At 64.9% G+C, this 21,924-nt stretch carries 12 protein-coding genes; 7 read left to right on the top strand and 5 right to left on the bottom strand.

The window, feature by feature from the left end:
- Positions 1-4,756: 4,756 nt before the first annotated feature.
- The 5 genes from trxA to ACFTR6_RS10360 all read right to left on the bottom strand — a co-directional run bounded on the left by trxA (position 4,757) and on the right by ACFTR6_RS10360 (position 10,893).
- Positions 4,757-5,083, bottom strand: coding sequence for a thioredoxin (gene trxA, locus ACFTR6_RS10380; protein WP_377957860.1), 327 nt, complete (start codon positions 5,081-5,083; stop codon positions 4,757-4,759).
- A 38-nt stretch (positions 5,084-5,121) separates the two neighbouring features.
- Positions 5,122-6,078, bottom strand: a complete 957-nt coding sequence (trxB, locus tag ACFTR6_RS10375) for a thioredoxin-disulfide reductase (RefSeq protein ID WP_076799445.1) — start codon at positions 6,076-6,078, stop codon at positions 5,122-5,124.
- A 239-nt stretch (positions 6,079-6,317) separates the two neighbouring features.
- Entirely contained in the window at positions 6,318-8,051 is a 1,734-nt protein-coding gene (locus ACFTR6_RS10370) for an ABC transporter substrate-binding protein (RefSeq protein ID WP_377957859.1), read from the bottom strand.
- Between the two features lie 172 nt (positions 8,052-8,223).
- On the bottom strand, positions 8,224-10,320 hold the full coding sequence (murJ, locus tag ACFTR6_RS10365; RefSeq protein WP_377957858.1) for a murein biosynthesis integral membrane protein MurJ: 2,097 nt from the start codon (positions 10,318-10,320) through the stop codon (positions 8,224-8,226).
- A gap of 72 nt (positions 10,321-10,392) precedes the next feature.
- The gene (locus tag ACFTR6_RS10360; RefSeq protein WP_076799448.1) at positions 10,393-10,893 is read right to left on the bottom strand and encodes an NUDIX hydrolase; all 501 of its coding nucleotides are present in this window, start codon (positions 10,891-10,893) and stop codon (positions 10,393-10,395) included.
- A gap of 195 nt (positions 10,894-11,088) precedes the next feature.
- On the opposite strand from ACFTR6_RS10360, the gene ACFTR6_RS10355 reads away from it, so the two are divergent.
- The 7 genes from ACFTR6_RS10355 (at position 11,089) to ACFTR6_RS10325 (ending at position 21,875) form a co-directional block, all read left to right on the top strand.
- A complete protein-coding gene (locus ACFTR6_RS10355; protein ID WP_076799449.1) occupies positions 11,089-12,630 on the top strand; it encodes a CCA tRNA nucleotidyltransferase in 1,542 nt (513 codons plus the stop codon).
- Entirely contained in the window at positions 12,627-13,208 is a 582-nt protein-coding gene (locus tag ACFTR6_RS10350) for a histidine phosphatase family protein (RefSeq protein ID WP_076799450.1), read from the top strand. Before ACFTR6_RS10355 ends, ACFTR6_RS10350 begins: the two co-directional genes overlap by 4 nt.
- A gap of 722 nt (positions 13,209-13,930) precedes the next feature.
- Complete coding sequence (locus ACFTR6_RS10345; protein ID WP_377957857.1) at positions 13,931-15,400, top strand: glycosyltransferase family 87 protein; 1,470 nt, start codon at positions 13,931-13,933, stop codon at positions 15,398-15,400.
- A complete protein-coding gene (locus ACFTR6_RS10340; RefSeq protein WP_377957856.1) occupies positions 15,393-16,832 on the top strand; it encodes a phytoene desaturase family protein in 1,440 nt (479 codons plus the stop codon). Before ACFTR6_RS10345 ends, ACFTR6_RS10340 begins: the two co-directional genes overlap by 8 nt.
- Positions 16,833-16,944: 112 nt before the next feature.
- The gene (locus ACFTR6_RS10335; RefSeq protein ID WP_377957855.1) at positions 16,945-18,933 is read left to right on the top strand and encodes a penicillin-binding transpeptidase domain-containing protein; all 1,989 of its coding nucleotides are present in this window, start codon (positions 16,945-16,947) and stop codon (positions 18,931-18,933) included.
- 37 nt (positions 18,934-18,970) lie between these two features.
- The gene (locus ACFTR6_RS10330) at positions 18,971-20,653 is read left to right on the top strand and encodes an ABC-F family ATP-binding cassette domain-containing protein (protein ID WP_377957854.1); all 1,683 of its coding nucleotides are present in this window, start codon (positions 18,971-18,973) and stop codon (positions 20,651-20,653) included.
- A 25-nt stretch (positions 20,654-20,678) separates the two neighbouring features.
- Entirely contained in the window at positions 20,679-21,875 is a 1,197-nt protein-coding gene (locus tag ACFTR6_RS10325) for an MFS transporter (protein ID WP_377957853.1), read from the top strand.
- Positions 21,876-21,924 lie beyond the last annotated feature (49 nt).

The following is a 21,924-nucleotide window of genomic DNA, read 5'->3' as shown; positions in this document are numbered from 1 at the left end:
TCACGGGAAACCGTGTCTCTACCCATGGTGAGGCGCCAGCGACACCAACTGGACCTTCGGCGGGGGCGATCGAGTGACGACGCTATGCTGCTCGTCATTCGCGCCGACTCCTGACGAGCCTCTGTGCGGCCCTCCCAATGGCCGATGGAACAGCGAACGACTAGGAGGTACTAATCTAAAGAACGGAAAGAGTCGGAAAGTTCACGGAAGGTTCTGGGCTCAGCGATAGCCGAGATGGCTCCGACGTTATGGGGCCCTTCCGGAACATGGCGGGGCGCTCAAGGCTATTTTGTCCCCTAGCACTAGCCGCTTAGGGAAGACGACTCCCTCGTTGGAGTGCAGCCCACCTTCGCCCTCTATCGCCGCTACAACTGGAGCGCCGGGAAGTTGTGTGTCCGGACTCCGGCGCCTGTGGACGATGGTCGGTGGTAGGACAATTTTGGATGGCCGCTGCCGGTGCTATCCGTTTTCCAGCGTAGAGGTTGCCGGCCTTTAGGACCTTCTTGACTCTGCGCTGCTTTTCGTGTCCCTGACCAGCGTCAGCTAAGGGAACGCCCCAGCCGACGCTCGTCCCCTGCTGGGCTCTTAGTTTCACGTGAAACGCGGAGCGACTTCCCGCCTTGGGTATCCGGGGGCGTACCGGCCCGAGGGCACGGAGTCGATAGCATGAGCTTTCCCCGCAGGCAGCCGAGTGGCCGCTCCCCTGGTCTCGGCGCCTTCGTCGCAGCTCCCCTGTTCTCGGCGGTACTCGTGCCTCGGTAGGGTCCCCGGCAGTATCCCCATTACACCTAAGTCGGCAGTGCAATCACGTCTTCGCTGATACAGGCGCATCGACGTGCACGTACAGTGCACCCGTTGGAGGATCTGCATTTATTACTGGCTTCCTTCCCCAACCGCAGGAAATATGCGTCGCATTTCTTCCCCCTGTCGATGTGGCTGCACTGATCACTCCTTGCTAGCCCGGAGTAGGAGAGGGGGAAGCTATCGCTTTATCGATCGGGAAGCGCTGTGCGTGCACCCCTTGGTACCTGCAAGCTCGCCTGCTGGGGGTGTTGAAAGGGCCCAAGTTCGCCTGCTGGTGATGTTGAAAAGGCAGTGGATAACCCTGTGGATAACTCTGTGGGTAAACATGGGGGTATCCGGCTCTTGTTGCCTCGTGAGTCCGACCGCGACGGGACCGTGGCGGCCCGAGCGAGAAGAGGCCGCTGCCGACAGCAGCTTCCTGTTTCACGTGAAACTACGCGGCCTACTGGGAGCCGCGACTTTTGCGCCTTTAAGACGTGAGAAGTGCGCGCAAAATCTAGCGATTGCGGTTAAACACGGGTGACATTAAGCACAGAGTGTGCGCCCCTCGGCGCGCCTCCCCGGGTGCAAGGTCGGAGGCGCAGTTTCGCTCCTGGCGCTAGGATAGAAGATGCCACACATATTTCTGTCTGAGACGTAGTCGACAGAGTCCCCAAGGCCCTGCTTAGCCTGTGGATAACGCTGTGGATTCAATTGTGGATAAGAGTGTGAATAATCTCATGCCGACGCTTGGGAAAAAACTGAACGAGGGCGGCGTCTGCCAGCACCAGCCGCTCTACAGGCGCTTTAGTCGAATGCGAGAAGGTCCAATCTACGCGGTACAGCCACGCACCTTGCCTCGAGCAGAGGTGCGCGGGAGTGGATTAGCGGTCCAGAGTAGCTTCGGTCGGCATTGTTCGTGACACCCTCTCCCCAAGGAAAAGGCGGTTTGTGATTTTCGAAGCGCCAGCCAGGTCGCACAGAAATCTTCCTACTCGGTGCATGGGACGAGCACGCCATCCGGATGAGCAGCATGGGGGCCAGTTCGGTGTTTCACTGATTAGCCCTCGAGAGTGCAGCTGGTTGTTGCGCTGGCCCTCGGTTGCCTCCCCGCGGTCCAGGGGACGTTAGGGTGTAGGGATTCAGATGCAGGAGCGTCGGCGCTTATGGATGATGGGGTCGATCGTCGGCGCTCGGCAATCTATTGTTCAGAATGCCCATGAGTCCCGGGGGTGCCTGTGGGGCGAGCGTTCGATGTCAGCAGCGCACTCGCCGGCCACGAGAACTGCTACCTGTCCCCCCCGTGGTGCACAGCGAGATAAGGTAGCCGCAGTCGCTGAATGACCTTCCCAGCGTCCGCGGTAGGCTGCCTTGTTCGGAGGGACTTAGCACGTGTCAACGGGTGACCCCTGCTCGCGGCGGTCCCCGCCGGGTTGGGTCGGAGCCAAGCCCCTAGATTTCGTCGTTGACGGGTGGGCAGCCGGCCGGCGGGGACTGTCGCTCCGGAGCGAGAGCGCTCTCAGGTTATGGTGACGTCAGCAGTATCGAATCGTACCTGCCCGTCATAGCGATAACCCCTGGGATGCTCCCCCGGTGGCGGAACGAGGATTCCAGCTGGCACATGGCAAGTCTACTGATCTTCCCTGTCCCCGGTGTCGGCCAATATTTGGGGACCGCAGGCGAATGGGAACTAGGAAGGTCGCTTAGTAACTGTAGATGAGGGACCGTACCGCTACCGCCATGCAAGTCCTATTGCAGTGGTTTCACGTGAAACGTCTGCCTGCTCCGGGATACGAAGGGAAGATCTCCTGCATTCGACTCTCGCGATGATCCAGGCATGTGCACGTGGGAAGCGGGCAAGTCGGTCCGCACAAAGGCTCCAGGCATCGGCTGATCGAGCGGACAAATCTTTTGAGAGTACCTCCTCAGCAGAGAGCGGCTTTCAGTCGTATTGGGCGCGTGCAGTTAGTCGTGCTTCGCTCCCCTTAGCTCCAAGTGCTCAGCAAAGTAGCGAGAGGTACTCCTAGCTCGCGGGCAGACGCGCAGAATGGGCGGGTCCTCGATCCCCCGGTAGGCAGACGATTCATGTGAAACATCTGGGAACGATCACGAGCTATTGGGGGTTGCTGGGATTACTCGCACTGGCCGGCCCCGCATTGGTATGCCCCACGCTGGGTGGTGTTTCACGTGAAACAGCTGGGGTATCTCTCTGCAAGAAACGAGGAGTACAGGCTTGTGCAGACTGGCTCGTTGTGCAGCTTCAGGGCAATTGTCGACTTCCGGTGCAAACACGCGGGCTTCCGAGAATGAGAACCGAGGATTATCGATTCAGATGTCGTTATCGATGCGGGGAGATGGCTAGGTATGTGGGTGCGTTCATTTCCGAGCTGTGCCCCAAGCGCCTCCTCCCACTCCTGCAATCACCACAGGGCAGCACGGATCACAACGTCGTCTCCGCCCACGGGAGAATGTTCCCGTTCCCTCCCCGGAAGGTCCCCCGCCGCATTTTATCCGCCTGTTTATGATCCGCTTTATGATCGGCACCGTGGCTACTGGAGTCACCATTTTCGCGTCGCTCCACTGTCGGCACTGTAGGGCTGCCACACGCACGAGTTCTCGTGGAGGAAGGAACGAGTGACTAACTAAGGGTTGTGGGCGCATCATGGATTTTACGCACCGTACGATTTGCGCCGTGCAGAGCTACCGCCGGCGTGGGGTGGGCATCGCCCCCTAATCGGTGCGGCCGGGGCTGCAATACCGAGCGCCCGAAAAGCTCCTCTGACGCAATTGTTTGGTGCCTGCCCTGTTGTGCATTTCTTTACAGGTATTGCCCAACGCCGGGACGCCAAGCGCGTTTGAGCTTAGGGACGGAGCAGGCTGAACGAAGGCGACATTCTCGGCTCGATGAAACCTGTACCAGGAGCGGACGAAGGTGGCAAGCGCCGTGGGGTGATTTGCACCCTTTTCAGAGCACCATGCGGTTCGTCCCCGGCAAGCACCGTTTAGGCTTTGAGCCCTGCTTTGTCTGACAGCAAGTGACCAGCTCGAGCTACAGGCGCCGCGGCTCCTTAAGTGTTTGTGCCCTTACGGCTTGAACAGCATCTTCGCCGAGTTCCGCCGATGCCTGGCGCGCCTCTACTGGCTGCTTCGGCTTGCTTGCGTATGAAGCCGCCCCGTCCATACAGGCCCTGCTTCGGCACGTGGATTTGGCAACTAACGCACTGCGTCATTCTGACGCATCCTGATTTGCGGGCGAAAGGAATCGGTAGTCTGCGGTGAAGTAGCTGTCGATGGGTCAGCGCCGCAGCGTTTCACGTGAAACAAAGCGGTGGACCTGAGCGGCTGGCATCCCTCTTTCACTTGGCTTGCCCAGCCGAGCCGCGTTCGGCCTCTCAGGCTCGGGCGCCGCTGGAAAGCAGACACTCCTAGCTACTGGAGGATTGGCGTGTCCTGGACAATCATGAAACCGAAGCCCAAGGCCTCCTTGGAATGGCGGCTGTAATCGAAGTTCCTGTGTGGCCGCCTGAAGGCATGCACGCCGAGCAGGCTCCGGAGCATGCATGCCTCCAAGAATCGCTCTGGAGAGGCTGCCGCAGTTGTGGCGGTATTTCTCAAAGGATCGGCTGGCGGAGTTTCACGTGAAACATCAGCACGCCGTTCATCCCTCCGGCCGACGACCGGCTAGTAGCCCGCGCTACAACGCTCCAGAAGACCCGTACCCCTGGCTTCGGCGGCAGCCCAGAGCGCGACGATGACCATCCGCAACGCGAGGGCCAGCGAGCGAAAATGCGCTCGACACGCAACCGTTGCGGGGCTGCAAATGCACGATCGACACCGTACCGCCTTGCCCCAGTCCTGTAGCTAGACACAGGGACACAAAAAAGGTGACCATCACTCCCCTGGGAGTGATGGCCACCTTGATTAACTCTGATGAGAGTTGCCTGTGAAGTTTCCTCGCACAGGCAAGCCTCGACTAGGACAGAACGTCCGCGAATTCCTTTTCGAAGAACTGCTTCGGCTTCGCACCGATTACCGTGTTCTTCACTTCACCGCCCTGGAACAGGTAGACGGCAGGAATGGAGGTGATGCCGTACTCAGCAGCGATGGCGGGGTTGTCATCAACATTCACCTTGACGACATTGACCTTCTCGCCGTACTCCACCGAGATCTCGTCCAGAATAGGACCGAGCTTCCGGCACGGCCCGCACCATTCAGCCCAGAAATCAACGATTACCGGCTTTTCAGCGGCGAGTACGTCAGTGCTGAAACTTGCATCAGTTACATCTTTAGCGTTGCTCATAACCCTTGTCTCTCTCTTCGAATGGAATTCAGCGCCGGTCAGGCGTGAAGGTCTGCGAGGTAGTGCTCGACGTCGATCGCCGCAACACAGCCGGAGCCCGATGCAGTGATCGCCTGGCGGTAGGTGGGGTCCACGACGTCGCCGGCCGCGAAGACGCCCTTGATGCTGGTGCGCGAGCTGCGGCCCTCGACCGCGATGGTGCCCTCAGCCGTGATCTCGAGGCTGTCCTTGACGAGTTCGGTGCGGGGATCGTTGCCGATGGCCACGAAGACGCCGGTCACTGCCAACTCCGACTCGGTACCGTCGACCAGGTTCTTCAGCTTCAGGCCGGTGACCTTGTCTCCGCCGAGGACATCCTCGACCGTGGTGTTCCACACGAAGTTGATCTTCTCGTGGGCCAGGGCGCGGTCACCCATGATCTTGGAGGCCTTCAGCGTGTCGCGGCGGTGCACCACCGTGACGGACTTGGCGAACTTGGTCAGGAAGAGCGCCTCCTCCATCGCGGAGTCTCCGCCACCGATCACTGCGATGTCCTGGTCCTTGAAGAAGAAACCGTCGCAGGTTGCACACCAGCTGACACCGTGGCCGGAGAGGCGCTTTTCGTTGGCCAGGCCGAGTTCTCGGTACGCCGAGCCGGTGGACAGAATGACGGCGCGGGCGCGGAAGGTCTCCCCCGTTGCGATCGTGACAGTCTTGATGTCGCCGTCGAGATCCAAGGCGGTGACGTCCTCGAACTGGATCTCGGTGCCGAAGCGGGCGGCCTGCTTTTCGAAGTTCTCCATGAGGTCCGGTCCCATGATGCCCTCCGGGAAGCCCGGGTAGTTCTCGACATCCGTAGTGTTCATGAGCTCACCGCCCGCAGTGACGGAGCCAGCCAGAAGCAGGGGCTTCAGGTTGGCGCGGGCCGTGTACACGGCGGCCGTGTAGCCAGCGGGGCCGGAGCCGACGATGATGACATCACGTACTTCTGACGCGCTGTTTTCTGCGGTGCTCACTGAACGGTGAACCTCTTCCTTTGTCGATGCGCCAGCCTTCCGGCCGGCCACATGGCACAACTGATTGGCAGTGTGGAATATTCCAAACGTGTTTGGAGGCAGGCGAAAACGCCCGTGCCTGCACGGAACCACCGCCACGGGACTTTCCACAAGGGTACCGCCTCCGGCAGCCCAGGGCATGCGGGTTACGCCTGGCAGGAACCTGGATTGCCTTCCTGCCTTTGGCGGAGCAGTGTGCCCTACTGGACCTTGATCTCCGCGAGCCTCAAGCCATAGCCAAACCGCGTCTTGGGGGCGGCCAGCTTGGGCAGGTTCTTGATCGAGACAATGACGTACTGGGCGGTCACCGGCTCGGCCAGCGGCATGGTGAGGTCAGGCGAGGTAAAGCTGTTGGTTCCCACCTGCTTTGCCCCGTCGAGTGAAGGCCGGTCATTGGTGTAGACCGTGATGTTGCCGCCCGAGGCACCCAGCTGGTTCAGGGTTATCGAGGAGACCTGGGACGGGCTCTTCAGCTTCACAACCAGCGGGACACCCTCCGGAGCAAGGCCACCCCAGTCCTCGGTGGCGAACTCCATGTCTGACCAGTAGCTGGCCGCGTTTCCGTCGAAGACCTTGCCGAGGTCGTCGTCGTAGTTGGATGCGAAATCAAAGCTGCCCTGCCTGGTGATCCCTTCAATCGCGGGCGGCCCTGCCGCCGGGGCGGTGGTCTTAGTGGGCGCGCCGCTGCTCGGCTGGGTAGCGGCCGACGGCGACGCACTGGTCCCGGTGGTAGCTTCCGCTTGCGGTGCAGGCTTGAAGAGGCTGCCGAGGTTGGTCACGGCAAAGATCAGTCCGACGATAAGGACGGCGGCCAGAAGGCCACCCACAAGCCACCGCATGGAACGCGGTTCCTTCTGTGGCTCGTCGTCTTCCTCGTCGTAGTAGTCGGCAGCGGGAGCGGCGCCGGTGCGTGCATGGGAAGGGAAGGTGCCGGCACCGCGGTCCTGCCCGTGCGCGTCGCTGCCTTCGTCGTCGTACCCGTCCTCGGGGACGTGGTCATAGTCGTTCTCCGACCACAGCGAAACCTTGGACGAGTTGTGCCCGTCCCCGGAAGCGGCGGCTGCACCGGCACCGGCCGCAGCTGCACCGCCCGCGCCGCGTGCCGAGTTTCCGGAACGGTTGGTCTCGCGCTGCAGGAGTGCCTGCTCAACGTTGCCGTGCGGGACGGGTTCCCGGTTGGCGTCCTGCTCGTAGCCCTTGCCCGGCTGGACCGGCTGCGGTGCAGTGGTCTCCGGGATGCCCTGTGTATTGCCCCGCGAAGCGGCGGCGCCGGCCGTGCCGGCGGCAGCTGCAGCACCGGCGGCTGCAGCACCAGCGGCGGGCCGGGCGGCCGGAAGCGGCGGGACGACGGGAGCCTTCCGCGCCGGTGGTGCGGGTACCTGCTGTGCAGGAGCCTGCGGCCCGCGCCCCTGGGAGACTGCCGGACCCGGGGTGGACCGGCTGGCGGCAGGGCTGGGCGCGGCGGCTGGGTACTGCCCGCCCGGCCGGGTCTGGGCTTCGCCGTAGTTGATGTACCCGGCTTCGACCTCGTCGTCTTCGTCGTAGGTTTCCGGCTCATGGGAGCGCGCCTGGCCGAAGATTTCGCTGCCCAGGGTGTCCGTGAAGAACGGCTCCACATAGGGCGGGTTGGAAGCAACCACAAGGTCCAGCAGATCAGCGGCGGAAGTGTGGTTGGTGATCAGGTAGGTCGTGGCGTCGCTGACCCCAAGGTCAAGGATCTGCACGTTCCCCGGGCGCTCCCCCATGGCCACCTCGCGGGCGCTCTGGGCCACCTGGTCGGCGTTGTAAGGGCCTGCCACCAGGATGCTGACCGGGCGGTTCAGCACCTGGTCCACACCGTCCAGCACCAGATCCTGGTCATGCGAGCTCAGCACTGTGGCCGTGACCTTGTAGCGGCCGCCAAGTACTGATCCGACATCGATCGGGTGGGACACGTGTTCCTCCTAGCCTGTCCGGGAATTGCTTCTGGCCCTGGCGATGCGTCGCCAGGGATGGCCTCCGGTAATGCCGGCGGACCCTTGGTCTGCAACTACCCTTGTTCCCCTCGATCCTAGCCGATGCAGTGCAACGGCCGCGGAAGACGGCGCTGGCCGGCTCCCGTGAGGACTACTTTTTCTTCCTCCGCCGGGACGGGAAATGGGGGTTCTGACCGGGGGTTCCCTGGTAGGTCCGGCGGCCCGGAAGCGGGATTTCCCCCCGAAGGACATTCCGACGGGCCGTGCCTGGGGTGTCCTCCTCCGGAAGGTAAGTGACGCCGTCGTACTCCTCCGGCTGGGGCGCAGGCCCGGCACGGAAGGAGGCGGAATCAAACTCGCCGGAAATCCTGGGAATCAGGCCGGTATCCGACGAGACCGTGGCGCGCTCCGGCGTCGTGCGTCCCCCGGATGCTGCCCCGGCGGATCCTGGGGCACCGGAAGCCCCGGCGTTCGCCGCGGCAGAGGGGGCAGCACCGGAACCGCGGCCGAGCCGCCCCAGCAGCGGGCGGAGGAGGTCGGCCAGTTCGGTGACGCGGAACAGCCTTAGCAGCAGCAGGTACGCAGCCAGCATCACGGGCCCGACGACGACGATGGTCACCAAGGCGGCTGGCCGGCTGCTCCAGGCGAAACCGACGGGGCTGTAGCTGCCCATGAGCCACAGGGCACCCACACCGGCAATCGCCGAGCCGAGGGCGGCGTAGCCCATGCGGATGTACGAGTTGATGATCCGGGGACCGTCAAGGTGCCCCAGCAGACGGCGCAGGAAGATGGCCGAGACGATTACCGAGAGGATGTTTCCGCCGGTGTAAAGGACGGCGATGGCGAAAATAATCTGGTCGATTGGCAGGAACTGGATGAAGAACGCGGCAACCACGTTCACCAGGGCCAGCACCAGCTGGATGTAGAACGGCGTGCGGGCGTCTTCGTTGGCGTAGAAGACCCGGGACATCATGAAGTTTGCGCTCATGAACGGCGTGCTGAGCGCCAGGATGGTGAGGGTCTGAGCCAGCATCACGCCGTCGGTGCGCAGGCCGCCAGAGAAGAACATGCCCAGCGGACCGGCCAGGGCAAACAGTGCCAGCGCGCCGAACACCGTGGCCACCGCCATGGTCCGCAGCCCCTGCGACAGGGCTTCCCGGAGTGCCGCCCGGTTGCCCTCCTGGGAGGCATGGGTCATCCGGTTGAACAGCACAGTGGCCAGCGAGAGCGCGATGATCGAGTGCGGCAGCAGGTACAGCTGGCTGGCCACTTCCAGCACGGCGTTACCGGGGAGCATGGCGGCGGCGGGGTCGCCCGCCTCCTGCAGACGGAGGCGCTCGGCGCCGGGGATGGTGGCGATGCGCATGACGTACAGGAAGGCGAGCTGCCCGACGGCGGCCGTCAGGAGCGTCCAGACGCTCAGCTTTGCAGCCTGGCCCAGCCCCACCCCGCGCCAGCCAAAGCGGGGGCGCAGTCCAAGCTTCAGCCGCAGCACGGGAATCAGCAGGATGGCTGTCTGGGAAACGACGCCGAGGGTGGAGAAGCCGGCGACGAAGAACGTCTGCGTGTCACCCCAGTTGTCCAGCGAATGAGGGTTCACCACGTTGGCGCCGAAGATCCAGATGAACATGCCGAGGCCGGCAATGGCCACGATGTTGTTCAGGATGGGTGCCCACATGGCCGGGCCGAAAGCCCCGTTGGCGTTGAGGACCTGCGTCAGCAGCGCGTACAGGCCATAGAAGAAGATCTGCGGCAGGCACCAGAAGGCGAAGGCCACCGCCAGCGCCCGCTGTTGCGGCGAGTAGCCCTGCGTGGTGAGTTCGATGACCGCCGGCGCGAACAAGGTGACCAGCAGGGTCAGGGACAGGAGCACGAGAACTGCCAGCGTGAGCAGCCTGCTGATGTAGTCCGCTCCCCTGTCCGGGGCTTTGCTGGCCTTGATGATCTGCGGCACCAGCACGGCGTTGAAGACGCCGCCGGCCACGAGCAGGAAGATCAGGTTGGGCAGGTTGTTGGCGTTGATGAACGTGTCATTAACTGTCGAGCCCAGGCCCAGCGCCGCACCCAGCATCCAGGTCTTGCCGAAGCCCAGCAGGCGTGAAACCAGCGTCCCGGCGGCCATGATGGCGCTGGAACGGGCCTCGCCGGGCTGCGCGGCGCTGGAGGCAGCCTCGCTGGCGGGCGTCGCACCCGGCGGGGTTTCACCCGGCTGTGAAGGCTGGTCGGAGGGCGGATTGACTGCTGACATCGTCTTCATCGTCTCACCCGCGTGCTGATATTGCGGCACACATAGGGGCACCAGGCAGGCATTGCCGGACGGTCAGAGGTGCTCGGGAAGGACTTCGCGTGCCAGGTCGGCGATGCGGCGTTCGTTGGGAAACGAAAGCTTGCGGGCAAGTTCGTGGATGGGAACCCAGGCAACATCAACCGCTTCCTTGTCAGGATCGTTTTCGATGGTGAGTTCGCCGCCGGTGGCGCGCAGCAGGTAGTGGTGCACCGTCTTATGCACCCGGTGCCCGCTGACCGTAAACCAGTAATCGATGCTGCCCAGCGGGGCCAGGATGTCACCGTCAATGCCGGTTTCCTCGGCGATCTCACGGACCGCGGCTTCCTCGTTGTTTTCCCGGCCCTCCGGGTGGCCCTTGGGCAGGCACCACTCCAGCCGTCCGCCCCTATTAAGGCGGGCGATGATCGCAACCCTCAGTTCGTCGTCGGACGTGTCCACCACCACGCCGCCGGCGGAGATCTCCTCCACTGTGGGGAGCGAGGCCGGGGCCGAGTGCGGTGCAGGCGCGACGTGGGCACCGATTGCCGACGGCAACGGTGGGTTCGTCCTCCTGCCGGGAGCGCTCGGTACTGGATGGGCCATGGAGTCCACTCTAACGACTCTTGCCCCGCCTTGATGACCGGGACATGGCTTGCAGGTGGACTGCACGTGACGGGCCTTGGCGGCGCCGTCGCACAATGACGGGATTTGGTGCGGTGGGGCCCGGTTTTCTGACAAGCTTAAGTAACTATGGCGCACGCACATCAAAAGACTGATCTTCACACCGTCGACTTCCAGGTGGACCCGGTGGTCCTGGAACTCGGGCAGCGGTTCGTGGATGCCGGTCATGAGCTGTCGCTTGTCGGTGGTCCGGTGCGGGACCTGTTCCTGGGCCGCACCTCCCCCGACCTCGATTTCACGACCGATGCCACGCCGGACCAGACCGTGGCGCTGATCAAGAAGTGGGCGGACAACTTCTGGGAGATCGGACGCGCGTTCGGAACGATCGGGATGCGCAAGGCCGGCTTCCAGATCGAAATCACCACGTACCGCGCCGAAGCCTACGATCCCGAGTCCCGGAAGCCCGTGGTGGCCTTCGGCTCCTCGCTCACGGACGACCTTCTGCGCCGCGACTTCACCATCAACGCCATGGCCCTGCGGCTGCCCTCGATGGAACTGGTGGACCCTTTCGGCGGGATCCGCGACCTCCACGGTTCCGTGCTGGCCACTCCCGGCGCCCCCGAGGCGTCCTTTTCCGACGATCCCCTGCGGATGATGCGGGCAGCGAGGTTCGCCTCCCAGCTGGGTGTGGCGGTGCGGGACGATGTCCGCACCGCCATGACGCGGATGGCCGAGCGCATCAGCATCATCTCGGCCGAGCGCGTCCGCGATGAGCTGGTCAAACTCGTCTGCGGCCGGCACCCCCGGGTGGGCATCGACCTCCTGGTGGATACCGGCCTGGCCGAATTCGTGCTGCCAGAGGTGTCCGCGCTGCGGCTGGAGTCCGACGAGCACCACCGCCACAAGGACGTCTACCAGCACTCCCTGCAGGTCCTGGAGCAGGCGGCTGCGATGGAAACTGATTCCGACGGCGCCGTTCCCGGCCCCGACTTTGTCCTGCGGTTTGCGGCACTGATGCACGACGTCGGGAAGCCGGCTACGCGCCGGTTCGAACCGGGCGGTGCGGTCAGCTTCCGCCACCACGACATGGTGGGGGCCAAGCTGACCACGAAGCGGATGAAGGCGCTGCGCTTCGACAACGACACCATCAAGGCCGTCGCCCGCCTTGTGGAGCTGCACATGCGCTTCTACGGCTACGGGGACGCAGGGTGGACAGATTCGGCCGTGCGGCGCTACGTCACCGACGCCGGTCCCCTGCTGGAGCGCCTGCACCGCCTGACCCGCTCCGACGTCACCACCCGCAACCAGCGCAAAGCCGACAGGCTGTCCTTCGCCTACGACGACCTCGAAGCCAGGATCGTGGCCCTTCGCGAGCAGGAGTCCCTGGACGCGGTCCGGCCGGACCTGAACGGGGCACAGATCATGGCGCTGCTGGACCTTAAGCCCGGCCCCGTCGTCGGCAGGGCCTACAAGTTCCTGCTCGAGGAACGGATGGAAAACGGCCCGCTGGATCCTGCCGATGCCGAATCCCGGCTTCGGGCCTGGTGGGCCGAGCAGCCCGAATCCGCTGCTCCTTCTCCTGAGGCTCCCGCTTCCAGCGCTTCAACTTCCGGCGCTTCCGCCAACCCAGCCGCCGACGTCGAATCTTCCCTAACTGAGGAGTCCAAGTGACCGCCGCCAACCTCGCCCGCCCCCAGCTGTGGATCCTGCGGCACGGCGAAACCGAATGGTCCAAGAGCGGCCAGTACACGGGACTGACGGACCTGCCCCTGACTGTGGAGGGCGAGCAGCAGGCAGTCGAGGCGCGCAGGATCCTGGACGCCGTCGATTTCGATCTGGTCCTGACCTCCCCGCTGCGCCGTGCCCGCCGGACCGCTGAACTCGCCGGTTTCCCCGACGCCGTCCATGAACCCCTTGCCGTGGAATGGGATTATGGCGACTACGAGGGCATCAGCTCCGACCTGATCCGCAAAGACAACCCCGACTACCTCATCTGGACCCACGGCGTTCCCAACGGCGAAAAGCTGGAGGATGTAGCCGCGCGGGCAGACAAGATCATTGCCCGCGTGCTGGAGTCCGGGCTGGACAACGTCCTGATCGTGGCACATGGCCACTTTTCCCGGATTCTCACCGCCCGCTGGCTGGAACTGGAAGCTGCTGAGGGCAGGCATTTCCTGCTCGGAACAGCCAAGGTCTGCACGCTCGGCTGGGACAAAAGAACTCCTGTGGTTCTCCGCTGGGGCCTGTAAAAGGATTTTTTCCAGGTTATTTTAGATTTCTCCGAAAATAGATAGTCAACCAGATCATTTCTGGTGTACTTTTATTCCTGACCCCAGAGCGGCCTGCCGGGGTCACCGCGCACGTTGTCCGGCCAGTCAGCCCGGCACCGTCCAGGCAGAAAAGGAGGTTGGGGAAATGATTACTTTGACTAGCGGATGGAAGATGACCATCACCGCGTTCCCGGCCTTCCTTGCTGGCCCGCGCCCTCTTCACGGACTCGCCCAAGCCTGAACCCGACTCCCCTGCCACCTCCCGTCTTTGATGGGAGACAGGCGGGATATTGGCGGACAATTCCGCCCGGGCTCAGGAACTTTGACCCGGGCTCTCTGATGTAGCGGAACGGGCGGTTGCGCAGCTTTCCCATAATTCGGAACCCTGCTTCCTGTTGGGCTTGCCGCACTTCCGTTTTCGCGGGTTAATTGCCGATTTTGCGGACCCAATTCCTTGCCGGGCATTTCTTTGCCTTTTTACAGCCATTTCTCCGCATGCCCAACTGGCTCTAATTGGCATGCCCGAATTGCTTCAGCACTTTCTGAAGGGAGGTGAAAAACCATGCTCCGCAAACTCCAGGAGATTCTTTCGCAACTCCAGTTCGACGGTCAGTTGCTCGACCAGAAACGCGAGGATGTCTACATGCTCATGCATCAGCAGGTGAGCAGCCTGCGCTGACCCCACCGGTAAGCTCGAGACCATGCAGGAGACACAGCCGCCGCCCGATCAAAAGCTCGCGCGCCTGGTGGTGCCGAGCCGCAGCGACCGGCTTCTGCGGAACTTCACCGAGCTCATCGGCGGGCCCCTGGGCGCGCGGTCCGCCCCGGGGGTGGTCGCGCCGGGTTTCTTCACAGTGGAACGCGTGCTGATCATCCTGACTGTGCTCGCCGCCCTGGCCGCCATCGCCGTCAAGGACTACTGCCGCGTGAACGGGTGGGAGACGCCGTCGCAGTTCTATGCGACCTGCTACTCGGACTTTCCTGAACTCTTCCGCAACAGGGGGCTGGCGGACGGGGTATTTCCATTTTTCACGCCGGGCGCCCTTTTCGAGTATCCGGTCCTGATGGGCCTGATCGCGGGGATAACGGCCCGCCTGGTGCCCGGCGAGGGAGTCACGGACGCCCGGATCCTCGGCTATTTCGATGTCAATGCCACCCTGATCGCAGCCGTGTGGATAGTTACCGTGCTGGCCACGGCCCGCATGACGCGCCGGCGTCCCTGGGACGCGGCGATGGTGGCGCTGGCCCCCGGCATCGTATTGGCCGGCACGATTAACTGGGACATGTGGGCGGTGGCCATGCTGGCGCTCGGCATGTACTTCCTGTCCCGTGAGCGGCTCGTGCTGGCCGGCGTCCTGATCGGACTGGGGACCGCCACCAAGCTATACCCCCTCCTGGTCTTCGGCGCGATCTTCCTGTTGGCGCTTCGCACCGGGAAGATCCGCTCCTTCGTGGTTCCTGCAGCGTCGGCCGCCCTGGCCTGGCTCGCCGTCAACCTGCCCATTGCCGCCCGGGACCCGGCCGGCTGGAAGCACTTCTTCGAGTTCACGCAGGACCGTCCCGCCGGCTACAGCTCGCCATGGTTTGCCTACAACCTGGTGGCCGGAAGGGTGCGCTGGACTCCCCTCACCCCGGAGGCCATCAACACGCTGGCCCTGAACGTGTTTCTGCTGGCCTGCGTCCTCATAGCGGTCCTGGCCCTGACCGCCCCGCGGCGGCCGCGGATCGCCCAGCTGACCTTCCTGATCGTGGCGGCCTTCATCCTCACCAACAAGGTCTACTCGCCCCAGTTCGTTCTCTGGCTCGTGCCGCTGCTCGCCCTGGCCCGGCCCAGGTGGCGTGACTTCCTGATCTGGCAGGGCATCGAGGGGCTGCACTGGGCCGCCGTCTGGATGTATCTTGGCCAAGTGACCAGCGGCGGCGTCTCTCAGCACAACATCGACGTGCCGTACTACGTCCTGGCCGTAGCGGCACACATGCTGGCCACTGCCTATCTCATGCTGCGGGTCGCCTGGGACATCTGGGACCCGCGCTACGATCCCATCCGGCGCCATTCCATGGATGACCCCCACGGCGGCCCCTTCAATCACGCGCCTGACTGGTTACGGATCGACCTGCTCCGGCCCTCTGCATCGGTGGTTCCCTGGCGTACGGTTGCCCGCGATGCCTGACGTCGCCGTCGTTGGTTCCGGCCCCAACGGACTCGCCGCCGCCGTCGTCATGGCGCGGGCGGGACTGAAGGTGCACGTATACGAGGCGGCCGACCAGCTCGGCGGGGGATCCCGGACCTCGGAGGTCATCGAGGAAGGGCACTGGCACGACGTGTGCTCCGCCGTGCACCCCATGGCACTCGCCTCGCCCTTTTTCCGGGCCTTCGAACTTCCGAGCCGGGTGGACCTGCAGCTTCCGCCCGTGCAGTTCGGATCACCGCTGGACGGCGGCCGTTCGGCCGTGGCCTACCGCTCGCTCGACCGGACTGCCGACGAGCTGGGCCGGGACGGCCACGCCTACCGCAGGCTCCTTGCCCCGCTGGTGCGGCACATTGACGGCGTCGTGCAGACCACGTCCGACCAGTTACTGCGGGTACCGGGCCACCCGCTGGCTGCCGGCATCCTGGGGCTGCGGACCCTTGAGCAGGGCTCGCCCCTCTGGAACCTGCGCTTCCGGCAGGACAGGGCACCTGCCCTGCTCAGCGGGGTCGCAGCCCACGTGGTGGGGCGCCTGCCGTCCCTGTCCGGGGCGGGGGCCGGCCTCCTGCTAAATGCCTTGGCGCACAGCGGGGGCTGGCCCATTCCGGTGGGCGGATCCTCCGCTATCGCCAATGCCATGGTCAAGGACATCGAAGCCCATGGCGGCGAGCTGCAGACGGGTTTCCGCGTCACGTCGCTGGGCGAACTGGAACCAGCGAAGGCAGTGCTGCTGGACGTTGCGCCTCCGGCCCTTGCCCGCATCGCCGGCGGCCGCCTGCCTGCCTCCTACCGCCGTGCGCTGGAATCCTTCCGGTTCGGCAACGGCGCGTGCAAGGTGGACTTCATCCTGTCCGGGCCCGTCCCGTGGACCGCTTCCGAACTGGCAGGAGCCGGCACGGTACATGTGGGCGGCACACGGGCGGAAATGACGGAGGCGGAGAACGCCGTGTCCGAGGGCCGCCACCCGGAGCGGCCATATGTCCTTGTCTCGCAGCCATCCGTGGTTGATCCCGGCCGGGCTCCGGAGGGCAGGCACATCCTCTGGTCCTACTGCCATGTGCCCACGGGGTCCACTGTGGATATGGGCCAGGCCGTCATGGACCAGCTGGAACGTTTCGCGCCCGGGTTCCGTGACGTCGTCGTGCGGCACAAGGTCACAACGGCGGCGGAACTGGCCGAGTACAACGAGAACTACGTCGGCGGCGACTTCAGTGCCGGCCTCCTGGATCCCCGGGGGCTGGTGCAGCGGCCGGTCGTCTCGCCCGTCCCTTGGCGGACTCCAGCGCGCGGCGTCTATCTGTGCTCCTCATCGACGCCGCCGGGGCCGGGCGTCACCGGCATGCCCGGATTCCACGCGGCCAAGTATGCCTTGAAAGACATATTCGGGCTGGACGTCCCGGCACTGGGTCTCTAGCCGCTGCGTCCTGTGCCCGGCCGGAACGGACACGATAAGTCCTTCCCGAGCGTGTCCGTTTCATGTTGCCGTCTTGGCTCATATAGGGGAGCCGCCGGGGGATAATAACGCGGTGGGGAACAACACTAAAAAACTTTCACTTGTCCTTGCCGGCCTTATCCTTGCCGGTTCACTGGTGGCCTGCGACGACGGCCGCGGGGGCGCGGAATCTGCAGCGAAGCAGCTGGCATCCGCGGTCGCCGGCCTGGACCTGCGCCCGGTGGCCTTCGACGGGCGCGATTCGAACGTGGCCAACGACCAGCTCAACCAGGTCTTCAAGGCGCTGGCGCCGGCCAAGCCGTCGGTGGAGGCAGGGGAGCTGACGCTCGACGGCGACACCGCCCGCTTCCCGCTGAATTACAGCTGGAAGATCTCCACCGGCGAGTGGAAGTACACCGTCTCGGCCGACCTGCGGAAATCCGGCGATAAGTGGCTTACAGTATGGTCCCCGGGGATGCTGGTCCCGAACCTGGCCGAAGGGGAGATCCTCAGCAAGTCCACCCAATCGCCACCCCGCGCCGACATCCTCGGGGCCGGCAACCAGAAGCTCGTCACCTTGCGCCCCGTGGTCAATGTGGGCATCGACAAGCCCCAGCTCGGTGGTGCCGATGCCGCAGCTTCGGCAAGGAAGCTCGCCAGTCTGGTTGGCGTTGATCCCGACGCCTATGTACAGCAGGTGGAGGCATCAGGGGCGGAAGCGTTTGTTTCCGCCATCACCCTGCGCAACACCAGCGACCGTGCCGTGACCGACGCCGAGATCGAGGCCATCCCGGGCGGCAGGGCCATTCCCGGCGAACTGCCGCTGGCACCAACACGGACCTTCGCCCGCCCTGTCCTGGGCGCGGTGGGTGAAGCCAGTGCAGAGCAGATTGAAAACTCCAACGGCGCCCTGACAGCCGGGGACGTCATCGGCACGGGCGGGCTCCAGCAGCAGTACGACGCCCAGCTCCGCGGCACGGACGGCACCGTGGTCCGCGTGCAGCGCGCGGACCTGACCCGCGAAGAGATCCAGTCCGCACCAACGGACCCGCGGCGCACCGTCTTTGAGGTCCAGGCAGTTCCCGGCAAACCGCTGCAGACCTCCCTCGATACGAAGCTGCAGCAGCTCGCCGAAGACACCCTCGCGGACGTCAAGCCGGCGTCGGCCATCGTGGCGCTCCGGCCGTCCACGGGAGAGGTGCTCGCCGCCGCGTCCGGACCCGGAAGCAACGGCTACAACACGGCAATGCTCGGCCAGTATGCGCCGGGATCCACCTTCAAGGTGGTGGACTCCCTGGCCATGATCCGCAACGGATTCACCCCCGACTCGACGGTCGAATGCACGCCCACGCTCACCGTCGACGGCAGGAAATTCAAGAACGCCGAGGGCTACCCCAAGGACTCGCTTGGATCGGTGACCCTGCGGGATGCCTTCGCCCACTCCTGCAATACGGCTTTCATCGCCGCCCGGGACAAGGTCACCCAGGCCCAGCTGGAATCGGCCGCCACCTCGCTCGGGGTCGCCGTGGAGGCCCCGAAGCTGGGTGCCGAGGCGTTCCTTGGCTCCGTTCCCGGCGAGGCTGAAGGCACCGAGCACGCGGCCGCCATGATCGGCCAGGGCAGGGTGCTGATGTCCCCGCTGGCAGCCGCCGTAATGGCAGGTTCCGTGGCCAAGGGCTCCCCCGTGTCCCCGGTCCTGGTGCAGGAGAGCGCCCCCGCATCGTCGTCGGCCAGCCCGGCGGCGACAGCGGAAGGTTCCGCCCCGTCGTCGACCGTCACAGCGGAAGCACCCGCGAAAGCCGCCCAGACCCCGGTGACCCAAGCGGAAGCAGCGTCCCTCGCGGACATGATGCGGGCGGTGGTGACATCCGGCCACGCCGGATTCCTGGCCGAGGTCCCCGGCGAACCCGTGGGTGCTAAAACCGGAACCGCAGAATTCGGCAACGCCAACCCGCCCAAGACGCACGCCTGGATCATTGCCGTGCACGGCGATCTCGCCGTGGCCGTGTTCGTCGAGGAAGGCGGACTTGGCGCCACCACCTCCGGCCCGCTGCTGAAGAAGTTCCTGACCGCCGCCGGGTGACAAAACTCCAGCCTGCGGGGCGTGGGAGAATTGCCCGGTGGCCCATATTGACGTTTCCGGCATCGACTACTTCCTCTCCGACGGCACCCAGCTGCTCAACGGGGTGACATTCAAGGTCCCGGACGGCACCAAAACGGCGCTCATCGGACCTAACGGGACGGGCAAAACCACGCTGTTCCGCATCATCTCCGGTGACATCACGCCGGACGAAGGCGTGATCGGCCGCTCCGGCAACATGGGCATCATGCGGCAGTTCGTGGGCCAGGTCCGCGACGACTCCACGGTCCGCGACCTGCTGGTGTCCGCCGCGCCACCGGCGCTGGCGGCTGCGGCCCGGGCCGTGGATGAGGCGGAACTGGCCATGATGGAGCACGACGACGAGCCCACGCAGATGCGCTACGCCCAGGCGATCGTCGACTGGGGAGACGCCGGCGGATACGACGTCGAGACCGTCTGGGACGAGGTCTGCATGGCCGCCCTGGGACTGCCCTTTGACCGCGCCCAGCACCGCCGCGCGTCGACCCTTTCCGGCGGCGAGCAGAAGCGTCTGGTGCTCGAGGCGCTCTTCGCCGGCCCCGACGAACTGCTCCTCCTCGACGAGCCGGACAACTACCTTGACGTTCCGGGCAAGCGCTGGCTCGAGGACAAGCTCAACGAATCGAAGAAAACGGTCTTCTTCATCAGCCACGACCGGGAGCTGCTCAACAACGCTGCCGGCCGCATCGTCACCCTGGAGCCGGGGATCAACGGCGCCGGCGCGTGGATCCACGGCGGCGGCTTCGGCTCCTACGTCGAGGCGCGGGCAGACCGGAATGCGCGCTTCGAGGAGCTTCGCAAGCGCTGGGACGAGGAGCATGCCAAGCTCAAGGAACTCGTCAACATGTACAAGAACAAGGCCGCCTTCCGGTCCGACATGGCCAACCGCTACCACGCAGCGCAGACCCGGCTGGCCAAGTTCCTGGAGGTCGGCCCGCCGGAAGCGCTGCCGATCGAGCAGAACGTCCAGATGCGGCTCAAGGGTGGGCGCACCGGCAAGCGGGCTATCGTGGCCGAAAAGCTGGAGCTGACCGGCCTGATGAAACCCTTCTCCACCGAGATCTGGTTCGGGGACAGAGTGGGCGTCCTGGGCTCCAACGGTTCCGGCAAGTCTCACTTTCTCCGGCTGCTCGCCACCGGGGGCACCGATCCGGAACGGGAACACCTTCCCGTGTCGGATGTCGAAATCGCCGAAGTGCCGCACGAAGGCACCGTGAAACTCGGCGCCCGGATCCGGCCCGGCTTCTTTGCCCAGACCCACGTCCGGCCCGACCTCATGAACCGCACGCTGCTGGACATCCTGCACCGCGGCGACGAGCACCGTTCCGGCCTGGGCCGGGAGGCCGCCGCAGGCGCCCTAGACGGCTACGGGCTGGCCGGCCAGTCGGAACAGAAGTACGAGTCGCTGTCCGGCGGCCAGCAGGCACGGTTCCAGATCCTGCTGCTGCAGCTCTCCGGCGCTACCCTGCTCCTGCTCGACGAGCCCACGGACAACCTGGACCTGCACTCGGCCGAGGCCTTGGAGCGGGCGATCGACCACTTCGAGGGCACGGTCCTTGCCGTTACGCACGACCGCTGGTTCGCCCGCACCTTCGACCGGTTCCTGGTTTTCGGCTCCGACGGCAAGGTGTACGAGTCCGGGGAGCCGGTCTGGGACGAGAAGCGTGTGGAGCGCGCCCGCTAAGCACCCGCATGGCTAGAGTTGTCGAATGACCGCAACCCAGCAGCTTGCCGACCGGCAGGTCTCCTCCGCCGCCCTCGCCACGTTCATCATCTTCGGTGCCAACGGCCTGGTCTTTGCGAGCTGGGCGGCCAGGATCCCGGCTGTCACGGAGATCCTGGGGATCTCGTCGGGGCAGATGGGCACGCTGCTGCTGTGTACCGCCGTCGGATCGCTGATCGCGCTGCCCACCGCCGGGCGGGTTATCAACCGCCTCGGCACCGCCAACACCGTCCGGGCTGCCGGTTTCCTCGCCGCCCTGGCGGGTGTGGGCATCTCCGTGTCGCTGCTCGCTGAATCGGTGCCCGGAACAGCAATCGGGCTCTTCTTCTTCGGCATCGGGATCGGGCTGTGGGACGTGTCCCAGAACGTTGAGGGGGCCGACGTCGAGCACCGGCTCCGCAAGACCGTGATGCCCAAGTTCCACGCGGCCTTCAGCGGAGGCGCCTTCCTGGGTGCGCTGGTCGGGGCAGGTCTCTCGGGACTGGGCGTGGGCCTGCCGGAGCATCTGCTGGTCATCGCCGCGCTGGTGGCGGTTCTGACGTTCGTGGTCCCCCGGTACTTCCTTCCCCACACCGCTCCTGAACAGCCCGCCGACGGCGAGGCCAAGGCGGCGCGGGGACCGTCGGCCTGGCGGGATCTGCGCACCCTGCTGATCGGCGTGGTGGTCCTGGGTGCCACGCTGACCGAGGGTGCCGGCAACGACTGGATTGCCAAGGCGGCGGTGGACGGGCTGGGAACCTCCGAGGCCACCGGTGCCCTGCTCTTCGCTCTCTTCGTGCTGGCCATGACCGCCATGCGTTTCTTCGGCGGCACCGTCATCGACCGGTACGGCCGGGTGGCCGTGCTGCGCGGCAGCATGGCGGCGGCCGCAGCCGGCCTGGCCCTGTTCGTGTTCGCCGGAAACCTCTGGCTGGCGGCCGTGGGCGCTGCGCTCTGGGGAGTGGGTGCTGCCCTGGCCTTTCCGATGGGAATGTCGGCGGCGGCGGACGATCCGCGGCATGCTGCGGCACGGGTGTCCGTGGTGTCCACCATCGGCTACGTCGCCTTCCTGGCCGGTCCCCCGCTGCTCGGCTACCTCGGGGACGTCACCGGAATCCACATGGCACTGCTTGCCATCGGTGTGCCCATCGTGGTCGCCCTGGTGCTTGCCGGTGCCGCCAAGCCGCTTTCCGTCAGGAAGTAACCTGCCTGCCGGCAGCATCTGGAGGAAGCAACCCCGAGCCGCGCAAGCC

It is taken from the genome of Arthrobacter sp. NPDC057009, from assembly GCF_042673905.1.
In the GTDB taxonomy this organism is placed as follows: Bacteria; Actinomycetota; Actinomycetes; order Actinomycetales; family Micrococcaceae; genus Arthrobacter.
This window is presented reverse-complemented; position numbering and strand designations above follow the sequence as displayed.

What these genes read in the sequence shown, in the direction of transcription:
- trxA (WP_377957860.1), bottom strand. Translation starts at nt 5,083, where the DNA reads ATGAGCAACGCTAAAGATGTAACTGATGCAAGTTTCAGCACTGACGTA.
- murJ (WP_377957858.1), bottom strand. Translation starts at nt 10,320, where the DNA reads ATGTCAGCAGTCAATCCGCCCTCCGACCAGCCTTCACAGCCGGGTGAA.
- ACFTR6_RS10355 (WP_076799449.1), top strand. Translation starts at nt 11,089, where the DNA reads ATGGCGCACGCACATCAAAAGACTGATCTTCACACCGTCGACTTCCAG.
- ACFTR6_RS10345 (WP_377957857.1), top strand. Translation starts at nt 13,931, where the DNA reads ATGCAGGAGACACAGCCGCCGCCCGATCAAAAGCTCGCGCGCCTGGTG.
- ACFTR6_RS10340 (WP_377957856.1), top strand. Translation starts at nt 15,393, where the DNA reads ATGCCTGACGTCGCCGTCGTTGGTTCCGGCCCCAACGGACTCGCCGCC.
- ACFTR6_RS10325 (WP_377957853.1), top strand. Translation starts at nt 20,679, where the DNA reads ATGACCGCAACCCAGCAGCTTGCCGACCGGCAGGTCTCCTCCGCCGCC.